Source organism: Pseudoclavibacter sp. RFBG4 (assembly GCF_002931515.1).
Lineage (GTDB): Bacteria > Actinomycetota > Actinomycetes > Actinomycetales > Microbacteriaceae > Pseudoclavibacter.
Map to the genome: position 1 here is coordinate 43,954 of NZ_PSYC01000014.1, position 13,225 is coordinate 57,178.

Here is a 13,225-nt window from a genome sequence, read left to right on the forward strand (position 1 = left end):
CGAGCATCCACATCCGCTTCCTAGGATTGCGACATGACTCAGGCGACGCAGGACGCACGACCAGACGGCGAAGAAGCGGCAGAGCAGGGCGTGTACTCGAAGGCGGGGCAGCCCTTCGACCGCGACACCAACTACATCGGCGACCGCATCACGAAGGATGCCCGCCCGGTCGGCGAAGGCATCCAGACCTGGCCCGTCGAAGCCGGACGCTACCGGCTCGTCGTCGCCCGCGCCTGCCCGTGGGCGCACCGCTCGACCATCGTCCGCCGGCTCCTCGGCCTCGAGGACGCCATCTCGATGGGCATCTGCGGCCCCGTTCACGACAAGCGCTCATGGACCTTCGACAAGGACCCGGGCGAGCTCGACCCGGTGCTCGGCATCCCGCGCATCCAGGACGCCTACCTGAAGCGCTTCCCCGACTACCCCCGCGGCATCACCGTGCCCGCCATCGTCGACGTGCCGAGCGGCGGCGTCGTGACGAACGACTACCCGTGGATCACCCTCGACTTCTCGACCGAGTGGACCGAGTTCCACCGCGACGGCGCCCCCGAGCTCTACCCGGAGGCGCTGCGCGACGAGATGGATGCCGTGATGAAGCACATCTACACCGAGATCAACAATGGCGTCTACCGCTGCGGCTTCGCGGGATCGCAGGAGGCCTACGACGAGGCTTACGACCGACTCTTCGCGGCGCTCGACATCGTCTCGGACCGCCTCGAGACACGTCGCTACCTCATGGGCGACACGATCACCGAGGCGGACGTGCGTCTCTACACGACGCTCGCCCGCTTCGACGCCGTGTACCACGGCCACTTCAAGTGCAACCGGCAGAAGCTGAGCGAGATGCCGGTGCTCTGGGCTTACGCGCGCGACCTCTTCCAGACCCCCGGCTTCGGCGACACGACCGACTTCGTCGACATCAAGCGCCACTACTACGAGGTGCACCGAGACATCAACCCGAGCGGCATCGTCCCGGCAGGCCCAGAGCTCCACAACTGGAAGCTGCCGCACTTCCGCGAGCAGCTCGGCGGATCGCCCTTCGGCGACGGCACCCCTCCCGGCCCGAACCCCGCGCCCATCGAGGCCGCTCATGACCTCGTGCACCTCGGACGCTCGCGCGCATGAGCCGCGACGCGATCGACGTGCTCGACGACTTCGCGAGCCGCCCCGTCGAGGCCGCCGAGCGCCTCGCGGGCGAGCTGACCGCCGAGGCCCTCAACGCGCATCCGGGTGGCCACGACAACTCGATCGCCTGGCTGCTCTGGCACACGGCGCGCGAGATCGACGTGCAGCTCGCGGCCCTCTCGAACGTTCCCGAGGTCTGGTCAGCTGAGGGCTTCGACGCCCGCTTCGGCCTCGGCGAGCTCGGCGACTCGGTCGGCTACGGGCACTCGACGGCCCAGGCGCGCGCCGTCATCGTCGACGATGCCACGCTGCTGCTCGACTACCTGCGCGCGGCGACGGATGCACTGCGCACCTACATCCGCTCGCTCAGCCCGGATGCGCTCGGCGACATCATCGACGAGCAGTGGGACCCGCCCGTCACGCGCGCCGCCCGCATCGTCAGCATCATCGACGACGCGGCCCAGCACGTCGGCCAGGCCGCGTACGCCGCGGGTATCCTGCGGGGGTGATGCCCGCCGGCTCGGGCTCGAGCCCTACTTCGAGCTCGAGCCGCCGCCGACCGCGGCGGCCGCGCTCGACTCCCCGTCGGGGCTTCGCTGCGCCTTCCGACCCGTGAAGATCACGATGGCCGCGCCGATCGCGGCGACGATCGCGATCGCGCCCCAGATGCCGACAGCGGCCCACGCGGCACCGCCGATCACCAGCAACGGCACGAAGGTGATCGCCGCCACCTCGACGGGCACCACCGGCAGGTAGGCGATCGAGAAGTCCTCCAGCGTGCGCGACTTCATGCGCGGGTCCACGATGCGAAGCAGGGCGATGCCGGTCGCGACGGCACCCGTCGCCCACCCCCACGTGAACAGCTGGCGCTCGAACCAGCCGTCCTTCATGAGTCGCGGCGCCGCGAAGAAGCCGAGGAACAGGCAGAACGCGAGCCCCACGAGGAAGAGGATGAGCAGGGCGAGCCAGTTGTCGGCCACGATGCTCGGCACGATGGAGACCATGCCGCACACGACGAGGACGTCGGTGGCTGCGCCGGAGATGGAGCGCAGCGAGTCGGGGTCGATGTACTTGCGCGTCTTCGAGGCGGCCATGAGCCCCCGCAGGACGAGCCCGACGATGAACGCGATCGAGAAGAGGGGGAACGTCACAGCGGGGAGCAGCTCGCCCAGCAGCAGGTTGATGCCGTAGGCGCCGGCGGAGACGCCGGCGACGATCGCCGCTTGGAACGCGAGCGACTCGATCGTTCCACCGGAGAAGGTGTGCGTGCCTATCGAGGGGCGAGTCTTGATCTGATCGAGCACACCCGTGCGGAGGTCTTCCGGCATGCTCTTCATGCCAGCGAACTCCTTCGCGTGGCCGCGCATCGCACCGATCTTGGCTTGGATGATGCCGCCGACCACGCCGACGAGCATGCCGACGGTCGCCGCCGTGAACGCGATCGACTGCACCTCCGGCTGGCCCGCATCCGCGAACACCGCCCCGATCGCCGCAGCCGAGCCGAAGCCGCCCGCCCAGCCTGCGAAGAGCATGAGGCCGATGCTGTCTGGAGCCCCGAGCAGGGGGCCGAGGAGCACGAGCACGAGCACCAGGCCGATGACGACCTGCAGCGAGTACATGAGCACGCCATAGGCGGCGAACCCCGCGACGTTGCGGCCGATCTTGAAGATGTTGAAGTCGTCGGTGAGCGCGAGGCACGCGAATACGAGGACGATGAGCAGCGAGCCGTACGTGCCCAACTGGTCGGAGAAGGGAAGGAACCCGAGCCCGTTCGGACCGAGCAGCAAGCCGAGCGCACCGGCGATGACCGACGCGGGGATCATCATCGTCTGCAGCGGTTTGATCTTCGCCCTCGCGAGGGTGCCGATGATGAGGAGCATGCCGATGAGGCCGGCATCGACGAGGAGAGCTTGAGGCGTGTACTCCACGAGAACTCTTTTCTGTGCGTTGGGCGGTCGGTGCTGACCGGTCGTCGCTGACCGGCAGCGGGGTTCAGGCGGATTCGGCGTGGGGGATGAGGGCGTGCGCGGCAGCCCACGCGCGCAGCTCGACGCCGATGGGGTCGAGAAGACCGTGCGGGTCGCCAGCAGTGACCCGCACGGCGAGCGGGTAGCTGTGCTCCGCGTCTCGCAGCTCGCGGAATGCGACACCCGGCCAGGGGCGGATCGCGAGCGACTGCGGGACGAGCGTCACGCCGAGCCCAGAGCTCACGAGACCGAGCATCGCCTGCTCGCTGGTCACCCGCGACGCGATGCGCAGCGGACTTCCGGAGCGGAGGAACGCGCCCGCTGTCAGGTCGAACGCCAGCGGCGCTCGCCCGCGGTCGAAGAGCACAAGCGGATGGTCGCGGAGCTCATCTGGCGAGACGATGTCCTGATCCGCGAGGGGGTGGTCCGTGGCGACCGCGACGACGAGGCGCTCGCGGAACGCGACCACGTGCCTGTCGCTGTCAGGAGAGAGATCGCGGAGCAGAGCCACGTCCAGGTCACCGTCATCGACGGCCCGCGTGAGATCTGCGGTGCTGCCGTCGACGACGTTGACGGTGTACGGCCCCAGAGTCGTCGAGCGGACCAGGGCGGGCAGCGCGCTCGAGAACAGCGAGCTGACCGAGCCGATGCGCAGCACGCGGGATGCACGCGCCTCGCTCGCAGACGACACGAGGTGCAGCAGCCCTTCCGCGCGACGGCGGATCTCGACCGCCTCCGGGTACAGCGCATCAGCCGCGGGCGTCGGAAGGACATCGCGGCCACCGCGCTCGAAGAGGGCCACGCCGAGCTGCGCCTCGAGCGCGGCCACGGCTTGGCTCACGGGCGACTGCGCGAGGCCAAGCCGCTTCGCGGCTCGGGTGAAGCTGCGCTCCGTGTAGACGGCCACGAAGCAGCGCAGCTGCTTGAGGCTGATCTCGCTCATGCGCTGAACCGATGTGGCGCGAAGGGGGAGGTATCGAACTCGGGGGTGCGGCCCAAGGCGGTGTCGGCGAGGATGTCGCCGAACACCGGGGTGAACTTGAAGCCGTGGCCCGAGTACCCGGTGCCGACCGTGATGCGGTCGCTGAGCCTCCCGATGATCGGGGTCTTGTCGAACGTGAAGAGGTCTGCGTGCACGGAGTGCTTGGCTATCGCGTCGGGCAGGCCCGGGATGAGCGCGTGGATGTCGTGCGAGATCTTGGCTCGCTCGGCGACGCTCAGGCGGCGATCGAGCTGTTCTGGAGCGTCGATGTCGCCCCACTTCGCGTCGTAGCCGGCCTTGACGAGCGAGCCGTCGAGGGTGGGGACGCCGAAGATATGCACGTTGCCGTGGTCTCGGATGAACGCGGGGAACACCTCGGGTGCGAAATCCTGGGGGTTCTCTGGCGCGAACCAGGTGAGCGCGATGGGCTTGATCGTCAGATGCGGCGAGAGTGCAGGGAGGAGCCGTGGGGTCCAGATCCCTGCCGACACGATGACCTGCTTCGCGCTCAGCGTGCCCTCCGCCGTGGTGACGTGCACCGAGCCTGCGGTCTCCTCGATCGAGAGCACCGGCGTGCTTCCGCGCAGCTCGGCGCCTGCGGCGCTCGCGCGGCGTTGGATCTCGGTGACGGCCGATTCGGGCCTGAGGGCGCCGCCGAGCTCGTCGAGCACCGCTATCTCGTCGGTCAGCTGCTCATGCTGCGGGTAGCGACTCCGGAGTTCCGCCGTCGACAGGGCCGCGTGCGGAATGTCGGCTTGGGCGAGGGAGCGGCGTACCTGCTCGAGACGAGGGTCGTCTGGCGAGCCGATCGAGAGCACGCCCGTCGACTGGAAGATGGGTGCCCGGCTTTCCTCGGCCAACTCGAGCCAGGCATGGCGCGCCGCGAGAAGCAGCGGCACGTAGTGGGAGCCCTCATGGTAGGCCGCGCGGAAGAGGCGGCTCTCGCCCGAGTAGGCCCCGTCGTCATGGATGAGGGTCTGCGCCTCGAGGCCAAGCACGCTCGCGCCGTTGCAGGCCAGATTCCATGCCGCGTACGAGCCTGCGGCACCAAGGCCGATGATGATGACGTCTGCATCCATGACCACGATCTTGCGTCGTCGATCCGCCGAGTGCAATACGAAAACCAGATTACTGATGAGAGTTTACAGTCGAGAAACAGATGGACGCCGGAGTCTCAGATGTCGGACAGCGCCTTCGCGATCGCCAGGTGCAGGGTCACGAGCGTCGGCCACCCCTCCTCCGAGACCTGGTGCGCGTTCAGGACGGCGTGCGCGATGCACCATTCCCTGGCGTCGTCGAGATCGATGCCGGCCTCACCGCAGATCAGCTCGACCCGGCTCCGCACCTCCGCATGCATGACCGCGCCGCCCCGGTAGTCCTCGACGCGAGTTCGCAGCGCCGGGTACACCTCGAATCCTGCCGGACCCGCGACGGGCTTCGGGTCGATGGCAAGCCACGGCTCCCGCTCGGCGGCGAGCACGTTCCCGTAGTGCAGGTCGAGGTGCAGCAGCCTCGGCTCATAGGGACGCGCGTCGAACGTGTCGAGGGCGCGGTCGACCCACCGGCGAGGCACCGAAGACGGATGCGCCCGCAGCGGCGCGATCCAGTCGCGCGCCTCGACACGGAAATCGGGCACCGAGTGCGGGGGTGTGACGTGGAGGCGCCGTAGGAGAGCGCCGATCACGAGGCACGCGTCGTCGGTCTCGACCGAATGCAGATCGATCTCCGCGTGCAGGGGCTCGAGAAGCAGCGCGAAGTCCGACGGATGCGCCGCCACGAGCCGCACGATGCCCCCGCCGTTCCAGTGGCGGAGCCCGAGGTGCTCGACGGCTGCCTCCCGATGGGGCCAGCTGAGCTTCAGGACCTGCGGCTGCCCGCGACGAGCGACCGGCAGCACGATCGCATTGTGGCCGTTGTGAGCAGCACCGGTGATGGTCAGCTCCCACACGTCGAGGCGCTCGTGGATGAGAGACGGCAGGCGGCGGAGCCACTCGTCGCCGTCCACCCCGAGGTCTGCGGGGCGGCCCGTGAGGCGACGGACGAGGTCTTCTGGGATCAGCACGAGGGCCACACGGACAGCATCCGCCGAAAGTACACCATCGCGCGGGGCGTACCTCTTGGGCCAGCGCGCGAACGCGAGCACGGGTGCCGACACGAAGAAGGCCTGAGCTCGCAAGCGAGCCCAGGCCTTTTCCGATCACACAACTGTCGGGGTAGCGGGATTTGAACCCACGACCTCTTCGTCCCGAACGAAGCGCGCTACCAAACTGCGCCACACCCCGATCGCTCACCGCCGAGCGGCGAACTCCCCAAGAGTACCCGAAGGTTGCTCGCGCCGCCAACCGAGGGCGCGAGCAACGGAAACTCCTACGGTCCGGAAGAGACGAACAGCCTGATGTCGCCCGTCGGCTCGATGGGAGTGCCCGTCGCGGGGTCGGTGCGGATCACCTGCCCGCTCGGAACGGTCGCGCTCTTCTCGGCGATGACGGTCACGGTTCCGCTGAAGCCGGCGCCTGCGAGCAGCGTCGTCGCCTCATCCTGCGTCTTGCCCGCCAGGTCCGGCGCCAGGAGCCCGTTCGACGCGTCCTCGGGCAGGGCCGACGGGTGGATGGTGATCGTCGTTCCCTTGTCGACGCGCGTGTTGGCGGTCGGCAGGGTGTTCGCGACGGTTCCCGGCGACTGGTCGGAGTCGGTCGATGGCCCGATGGAGACGCCGAAGCCCAGCCCCTCGAGCACCTGGCGTGCCTCCTCCGTCGAGCGGCCCGTCAGGTCCGGCACGGTTGCGAGCACCAGGGCGTCCTCGTCCTCCACGTATTCGGGGAAGTCACCGCCGCCGTAGGTGCTCATCGCGTGCCCGATGATCTCGTTGAAGAGCACGTGACGCGTCTGGCTTCCCGCCGCGAAGGGCAGGTCGACGTCGTACATCGGCAGGGTGCCCTTCGCGTTGCCGACCCAGACGGCGAGGCCGACCTTGGTCGTGGCCCCGACCATCCACGTCTGCAGGCCGTTGTCGGTCGTGCCGGTCTTGCCGATGAGCGGGACGATGCCCGGGTTCGACCGCGATCCGGTGCCGCCGTTGACGACGCCGGCGAGGGCTTCGTCGACGCCCGCCGCGACCTGCGGCGAGACGGCCTGGATGCAACGGGACTTGGGGCCCGAGACCTCGGTGCCGTCAGGCAGTGTCACGCGGTCGATGCCCGTCGGCGAACAGGTCGTGCCGTTGTTCGCGAGGCCGGACATGACGGTCGCCATCGAGAGCGGAGCCATCTCGTTGGCGGCGCCCAGGATCGCTGAGGGCAGCGAGGAGTTGATGTCGCCGTCGGCGCGGTGGCCGCCGAGAGCCATCGCGGTGTCGCGGATGCGGCACTGGTCGAGGCGCTCCGCCATCGACACGTAGGCGGTGTTGATCGACGACGCGGTTGCCGACTTCACGGAGACCGTGCCGACCCGCTGACCGCTGTCATTGGTCGGTGCCCACGGCCCGTCGGTCTCCGGTTCGCACGTGTTGGAGAAGTCCTCCTGGTAGAACGTTCGATTCTGTCCGGGAATGGACGAGTACAGCGACTTTCCCGAAGCCAGCCATTCGGCGAGCGTGAAGATCTTGTACGTCGAGCCGGTCTGGAAGCCGGTAGAGCCGCCGTACTCGTAGTCCGTGTTGTAGTTCACGGAGGTCACGCCCGGCTGCTCCTGGTTTTCGGCGACCTCGCTGAACTGGGTGTTCTGCACCATGGCGAGGACACGACCCGTGCCGTTCTCGACCATGGAGGCGGCGCTTCCGAGGTCGGTGCCCGGGTAGGTTGCAGGCACAGCATTCTGCATCGACTGCGTCGCGACGCTCTGCATGTCGAGGTCGAGGGAGGTGTAGATCTTGTAGCCCTTGCCGGCGAGGTTGAAGTTTCGCTCGGCCTCGGTGGCGCCGAAGGCCTCATCCTGCAGCACGGAGAGCTGCACGAACTTGCAGAAGTACTTGGCGTTGCCTTCCGCGAACTCGCACCCGTGGTTCGGCTCGGTGACGTTCGGCTCGACAGGGAGGGCGATGGTGGCCTCGTAGGTCGCCTGATCGATGGCGCCCTCCTCCATCATGCGCATGAGGATGTAGTCGCGGCGCTCCTTGTTGCCCTCGATGTTCTCCTCGCGGTCGAGGCGGTAGGCGTTCGGCTCCTGCACGATGGCGATGAGGCTCGCGGCCTCCTGCAGGTTCAGGTCGATGGCCGGCTTCCCGAAGTAGCGCTGCGCTGCCGACTCGATGCCGTAGGTGGTGCCGCCGAAGAGGGCGATGTTGAGGTAGCCCTGGAGGATCTCGTCCTTCGAGTACTGCTGCTCGACGCCGATGGCGAGGCGCATCTCCTGGAGCTTGCGGCCCGTGTTGGGGTCGGTGGCCTCGATGTACGCCTTCTCGCTCTCGGCGGGGTCGAGGATCGCCTCGGCCTCCTGCACGCGCACGTTGCGGACCCACTGCATGGTGATGGTCGAGGCGCCAGCAGAGGCGTCGCCGATGACCGAGGTCACGAGTGCGCGCGCCGCGGAGATGACGTCGACGCCGTCGTGCTCGCGGAACCTGGGGTCCTCCACGGAGATGGCGGCCAGCGGCACCCACGGCGAGATCTGGTCGAGGGGCACCTCGATGCGGTTCTGGTTGTAGAACTGGGCGAACTTCACGTCCTGCCCGCCCTGCTTGGCGTAGAGCTCGGTGACCTGCTGGAGCTCGTTGATCTCCAGGTAGTCGGGCAGGCTCTCGAACAGGTTGATGGAGCTGTTGTCCGCGATGTTGGCGACGGAGATCAGCGGAGTCACGAGCGCGGTGATGAGGACGGCGGCGAGGCCGCTCACCCCGACGAGTCCGAGGACGCGCGTCATCGGACCGCGCTTCCGGTTTCCACGTTTCTTTGTTGCCATGGCGGTCACGATACCCGGGGTAGGAAGGTCAGGAGCGTCGCCTCCGGAGGGCACGCGAATCGCACGGGTGCGTAGATCGACGTGCCGAGGCCGGCGGAGACGTGGAGCGCCGCGGTGCGGCCGCGCGAGGTCCACTCGCTGAGGCCCTTCACCTGGCGGCGGGGGATGTCGCAGTTCGTGACGAGGGCGCCGTAGCCGGGCACGCAGACCTGGCCGCCGTGGGTGTGGCCCGCGAAGATCGCGTCGGCGCCGAGGTCGACGAGGCCGCTCAGGACCCGCTGGTACGGGGCGTGCGCGAGCGCGATGGTGAGGTCCCAGTCCTCCCCGTCCGACGCCTCGCGCAGGGCCTCGCCGGCGGCGGCGAAGTCGTCGCCGTCGATGTGCGGGTCGTTGACACCGAAGAAGCGGATACGCCTCCCGGCGACCTCGAGCACGGCCGCCATGTTGTTCAGGGGGGTCCACCCGAGGCGGTTGAAGTGGGCGGTGAGGCTCTCCGTGTCGAGACGCGGCGCCGTCTTCGCGACGTGGGCGGAGCTGCCGAAGTACGTGAAGGGGTTCTTGAGGACGGGCCCCAGGTAGTCGTTCGACCCGTACACGTGCACCGAAGGGATTCCCTCGAACGGCTCGAGCATGCGGGCGACGGTCGGGACGGCGTCGACATGGCCGAGGTTGTCGCCCGTGCCGATGACGAGGTCGGGCTGCAGAGCTGCGAGTCCTCTGACGAACTCCTGCTTCTTGCGCTGCCAGGGCGCGACGTGGAAGTCGCTGAGGTGCAGGACGCGCAGCGGGGCTGAACCGGGGGGCAGGATGCGCGACTCGACCCGACGCAGACGGAACGCGCGGCGCTCGATCATCGTGCCGTAGATGGCGGTCGCCGCCCCCACCCCGAGGAGGGTGAGGGCGACGGCGCTTGCTGGTCCGAGGCCGGAAGAGGTTCCTTGGCCCGAGGTGGCGACGGAATCCGCCATGTGGAACTCGTTTCAGTTGGTGCGATGGCCCTTAGGGGCCGGAAGAGACGTAGACCTGGATGGAGCCGCTGCGATTCAGCTCCGCGCCCGGTGCCGGGTCGGTGCGGATCACCTGCCCGCTCGGGACGGTCGCGCTCTCCTCGGTGAGGATCGCCATGGTGCCGCTGAAGCCGAGCTGGGAGAGCGTGGACTGCGCCTGCTCCTGCGTCTGCCCCGCGAGGTCCGGTGCGACGAGCGCCGCCGTGGTCGGTGCGGCGGCGGGCCCGCGCGACGGAGTGATCGTGATCGTCGTCCCCTGCGTCACGCGGGTGTTCGCGCTCGGCAGGGTGCTGGCCACAGTGCCTTCCGGCTGATCGGATTCGACGGCGTTGCCGACGGACACGGTGAAGCCGAGCCCCTCGAGCGAGGACTTCGCCTCAGCCGTCGTCTTCCCGGTCAGGTCTGGCACCGTCACCTGCTCGTTCTGGACGGCGCTGCCGGTCGGCTCGGGGAAGGAGTCGCCGCCGTAGACGCGCATCGCCTGGGCGATGACGTCGTTGAAGATGACGTGACGCGTCTGGCTTCCAACCGCCCGGGGGAGGTCGACGCCGTACATGGGGACCTGGCCGCTGGCGTTGCCGACCCAGACAGCGAGGCCGACCTTGGTGGTGGCTCCGACCATCCACGTCTGCAGGCCGCTGTCCGTGGTTCCGGTCTTGCCCATGAGGGGTGCGATGCCCGGGTTCGAGGCACTGCCCGTGCCGCCGTTGGCGACGCCCTGGAGGGCGGAGGTCACACCGGCCGCGACCTCGGGGGTCACTGCCTGGTTGCACGTCGACTTCGGCGCCTCGATGGCGGTGCCGTCGCGCAGCGTGATGCTGTCGATCGCGATGGGCGTGCAGGTGACGCCGCCGTTCGCGAATCCGGCCACGGCGGTCGCCATGGAGAGGGGTGCGATCGTGTTCGTTCCGAGCACTGCGGCCGGGTTCGACTCGTTGATCGCCCCGTCGGCGCGGTGCGCGCCCATCGCCATCGCGGTGTCGCGGATGCGGCACTGGTCGAGCTGCTCGGCCATCGCCACGTACGCCGTGTTGATGGACTGCGACGTCGCCTGGCGGACCGACACGTTGCCGACCTTCGAGCCGCCGTCGTTCGTCGGCGACCAGGAGCCGCCGTCCGCACCAAGGCAGGAGTTCTGGAAGTTCGCGAGGTTGAAGGCGCGGTCCTTGCCGTTGACGGAGGAGTTCAGGGACTTCCCTGATGCCAGCCATTCGGCGAGCGTGAACATCTTGTAGGTCGACCCGACCTGGAAGCCCGTGGAACCGCCGTACTCGTAGTCGGTGTTGTAGTTCACCGAGGTGTAGCCCGGTTGACCGGCCAGCTCCTCCGTGTCGCCGAATGCGGTGTTCTGCACCATCATGAGGACACGTCCCGTGCCCTCCTCGACCATGGAAGCCGCGGATCCCATGTCCATGCCGTCGACGTAGGCGGGAACGGCCGAGGCCATCGAGGCCTGGCCCTGAGCCTGCATGTCGAGGTCGAGGGTCGTGTGGATCTGGTAGCCCTTGGTCTGGAAGTTGAACTGCCGTTCCTCGTAGGTCTCACCGAACGCGGGATCCTGGACCATGACGAGCCGAACGTAGTCGCAGAAGTACTGCGCGTTGCCCTCGGCAGCGCTGCAGCCGTGCTTGGGCTCCGTCGGGCGGGGCTCGACGGGCAGCACGACGGTCGCGTCGTAGGTCGCCTGGTCGATCTTGCCTTCCTCCATCATGCGCATGAGGATGTAGTCGCGGCGCACCTTGTTCGCCTCGATGTTCTCGGGCACGTCGAGGCGGTAGGCGTTCGGCTCCTGCACGATCGCGATGAGGCTCGCGGACTCCTGCAGGTTCAGGTCGAGCGCCGACTTGCCGAAGTAGCGCTGCGCCGCCGACTCGATGCCGTAGGTGGTGCCGCCGAAGAGGGCGATGTTGAGGTAGCCCTGGAGGATCTCGTCCTTGGAGAACTGCTTCTCCACGCCGATCGCGAGTCGCATCTCCTGGAGCTTGCGGCCCGTCGTGGTCTCGGTCGCCTCGAGGTAGGCCTTGTCGCGTTCCTCTTTATTGGGGATCGCTTCGGCGGTCTGCACACGCACGTTGCGCACGTACTGCATGGTGATCGTGGATGCGCCTGCCGCGCCGTCGCCGATGACGGACTGGGCGAGCGCACGCGCCGCCGAGATGACGTCGACGCCGCCGTGCTCGCGGAATCTGGGGTCCTCCACCGAGATGGCCGCGTCTGCGACGTACGGGGAGATCTGGTCGAGTGGGACCTCTTCGCGGTTCTGGTTGTAGAACTCGGCGAACTTCTGTCCGTTGGCGGCGTACAGCTCGGTCTTCTGCTGCAACGAGCCGATCTCGAGGTACGTCGGGAGGTTCTCGAACAGCGAGATGGTGCTGTTCGCGGCGACACCGGTGACAGCGATGAGCGGGGTGATCATGGCCGTGACGAGCACGCCCGCGACTCCGCTCATACCAAGCAGCCCTAGGAGGCCACCCAGAATGTTGCGTTTGGGCGCCCCTGGATTCGTGACAGACATAGGATCAAGGGTAAGTCACACCCGCTCGTGGCGTCTTCAGGAGTGTTCAATGAGTACCCCATGAAGAGCCTGAGCGCACATCGCACAGGAGGACGTCCATGCAGAAGTGGGAATATTTCATCACCCCGCTCCCATTGCACACCCCCACTGTCATCCTCAACAACTGGGGTGCTCAGGGCTGGGAGCTGGTGCAGGTTTCCACGAATGCCGAGGGCGGATCCGTCGCCTACATGAAGCGCCCGATCGCGGGGGAGTGAGCATGAGCCAGGTAGAAGAACGTCTCGGTGCGATGGGGCTGGCGGTACCTCCGGTTGCCGCTCCGGTCGCCGCCTACGTGCCGGCAGTCGAGCACGGCGGCCTCGTGTACACGTCGGGGCAGCTCCCGTTCATCGAGGGAGCGCTTCCCGAGAAGGGCAAGGTCGGCGCCGAGGTGCCGCGCGACGATGCCATCGAGTTCGCGGCCTTCGCCGGTCTCAACGCGCTGGCGGCCATCAAGTCCGTCATCGGCGACCTCGACCGCGTGACGCGAGTCGTGAAGGTCACCGTCTACGTCGCATCCGCCCCTGATTTCACGGAGCAGCCGCTCGTCGCGAATGGCGTCTCCGAGATGCTGGGCCTCGCCTTCGGCGACGCTGGCACGCACGTCCGTGCCGCGGTGGGCGTCGCCGTGCTGCCGCTCGACTCGCCGGTCGAGGTCGACCTCATCGTCGCGTACGAGTAGCGCGCCGCCTCG

At 68.1% G+C, this 13,225-nt stretch carries 11 protein-coding genes and 1 tRNA gene; 4 read left to right on the forward strand and 8 right to left on the reverse strand.

Translation table 11 applies throughout. The features are described 5' to 3' along the window. The first annotated feature begins 33 nt into the window (after window positions 1-33). Together C5E10_RS03560 and C5E10_RS03565 are read left to right on the forward strand one after the other, a co-directional pair. Entirely contained in the window at window positions 34-1,125 is a 1,092-nt protein-coding gene (locus C5E10_RS03560) for a glutathione S-transferase family protein (RefSeq protein WP_104330472.1), read from the forward strand. After that, window positions 1,122-1,634 carry a DinB family protein gene (locus tag C5E10_RS03565; protein WP_104330473.1) on the forward strand — a complete coding sequence of 171 codons (513 nt, stop codon included), beginning with the start codon at window positions 1,122-1,124 and terminating at the stop codon, window positions 1,632-1,634. Before C5E10_RS03560 ends, C5E10_RS03565 begins: the two co-directional genes overlap by 4 nt. Before the next feature lie 24 nt (window positions 1,635-1,658). Here the strand turns inward: C5E10_RS03565 and C5E10_RS03570 are convergent, their stop codons facing one another. The 8 genes from C5E10_RS03570 to C5E10_RS03605 form a co-directional block, all read right to left on the reverse strand. Beyond that, window positions 1,659-3,053 (reverse strand): sodium/glutamate symporter, encoded by a 1,395-nt coding sequence (locus C5E10_RS03570; RefSeq protein ID WP_219820318.1) that lies wholly within the window; start codon window positions 3,051-3,053, stop codon window positions 1,659-1,661. Between the two features lie 64 nt (window positions 3,054-3,117). Further along, window positions 3,118-4,035 carry a LysR family transcriptional regulator gene (locus C5E10_RS03575; RefSeq protein WP_104330474.1) on the reverse strand — a complete coding sequence of 306 codons (918 nt, stop codon included), beginning with the start codon at window positions 4,033-4,035 and terminating at the stop codon, window positions 3,118-3,120. After that, window positions 4,032-5,153: an N-methyl-L-tryptophan oxidase gene (solA, locus tag C5E10_RS03580; RefSeq protein ID WP_104330475.1), complete on the reverse strand. Its 1,122-nt coding sequence runs from the start codon at window positions 5,151-5,153 to the stop codon at window positions 4,032-4,034. The genes C5E10_RS03575 and solA overlap by 4 nt, the downstream gene beginning before the upstream one ends. A 95-nt stretch (window positions 5,154-5,248) precedes the next feature. Further along, window positions 5,249-6,229 (reverse strand): aminoglycoside phosphotransferase family protein, encoded by a 981-nt coding sequence (locus tag C5E10_RS03585; protein ID WP_181062623.1) that lies wholly within the window; start codon window positions 6,227-6,229, stop codon window positions 5,249-5,251. A gap of 53 nt (window positions 6,230-6,282) precedes the next feature. Beyond that, a tRNA-Pro gene (locus C5E10_RS03590) sits at window positions 6,283-6,356 on the reverse strand. An 85-nt stretch (window positions 6,357-6,441) separates the two neighbouring features. Further along, a complete protein-coding gene (locus C5E10_RS03595; RefSeq protein WP_146080140.1) occupies window positions 6,442-8,970 on the reverse strand; it encodes a transglycosylase domain-containing protein in 2,529 nt (842 codons plus the stop codon). A gap of 5 nt (window positions 8,971-8,975) precedes the next feature. Continuing rightward, window positions 8,976-9,938 (reverse strand): metallophosphoesterase, encoded by a 963-nt coding sequence (locus C5E10_RS03600; RefSeq protein WP_104330478.1) that lies wholly within the window; start codon window positions 9,936-9,938, stop codon window positions 8,976-8,978. Between the two features lie 31 nt (window positions 9,939-9,969). Next, a complete protein-coding gene (locus tag C5E10_RS03605) occupies window positions 9,970-12,426 on the reverse strand; it encodes a transglycosylase domain-containing protein (protein ID WP_181062624.1) in 2,457 nt (818 codons plus the stop codon). A gap of 164 nt (window positions 12,427-12,590) precedes the next feature. Between C5E10_RS03605 and C5E10_RS19040 the strand changes: the two genes are divergently transcribed. Both C5E10_RS19040 and C5E10_RS03610 read left to right on the forward strand, forming a co-directional pair. Further along, on the forward strand, window positions 12,591-12,749 hold the full coding sequence (locus C5E10_RS19040) for a hypothetical protein (protein WP_181058021.1): 159 nt from the start codon (window positions 12,591-12,593) through the stop codon (window positions 12,747-12,749). Between the two features lie 2 nt (window positions 12,750-12,751). Next, window positions 12,752-13,213, forward strand: a complete 462-nt coding sequence (locus tag C5E10_RS03610) for a RidA family protein (RefSeq protein ID WP_104285911.1) — start codon at window positions 12,752-12,754, stop codon at window positions 13,211-13,213. Window positions 13,214-13,225: the final 12 nt, after the last annotated feature.

Bases quoted from the DNA above. Each gene is read 5' to 3' on its own strand.
- C5E10_RS19040 (WP_181058021.1), top strand. From the start codon at position 12,591: ATGCAGAAGTGGGAATATTTCATCACCCCGCTCCCATTGCACACCCCC.
- C5E10_RS03565 (WP_104330473.1), top strand. From the start codon at position 1,122: ATGAGCCGCGACGCGATCGACGTGCTCGACGACTTCGCGAGCCGCCCC.
- C5E10_RS03595 (WP_146080140.1), bottom strand. From the start codon at position 8,970: ATGGCAACAAAGAAACGTGGAAACCGGAAGCGCGGTCCGATGACGCGC.
- C5E10_RS03560 (WP_104330472.1), top strand. From the start codon at position 34: ATGACTCAGGCGACGCAGGACGCACGACCAGACGGCGAAGAAGCGGCA.
- C5E10_RS03605 (WP_181062624.1), bottom strand. From the start codon at position 12,426: ATGAGCGGAGTCGCGGGCGTGCTCGTCACGGCCATGATCACCCCGCTC.
- C5E10_RS03575 (WP_104330474.1), bottom strand. From the start codon at position 4,035: ATGAGCGAGATCAGCCTCAAGCAGCTGCGCTGCTTCGTGGCCGTCTAC.
- C5E10_RS03600 (WP_104330478.1), bottom strand. From the start codon at position 9,938: ATGGCGGATTCCGTCGCCACCTCGGGCCAAGGAACCTCTTCCGGCCTC.
- solA (WP_104330475.1), bottom strand. From the start codon at position 5,153: ATGGATGCAGACGTCATCATCATCGGCCTTGGTGCCGCAGGCTCGTAC.
- C5E10_RS03610 (WP_104285911.1), top strand. From the start codon at position 12,752: ATGAGCCAGGTAGAAGAACGTCTCGGTGCGATGGGGCTGGCGGTACCT.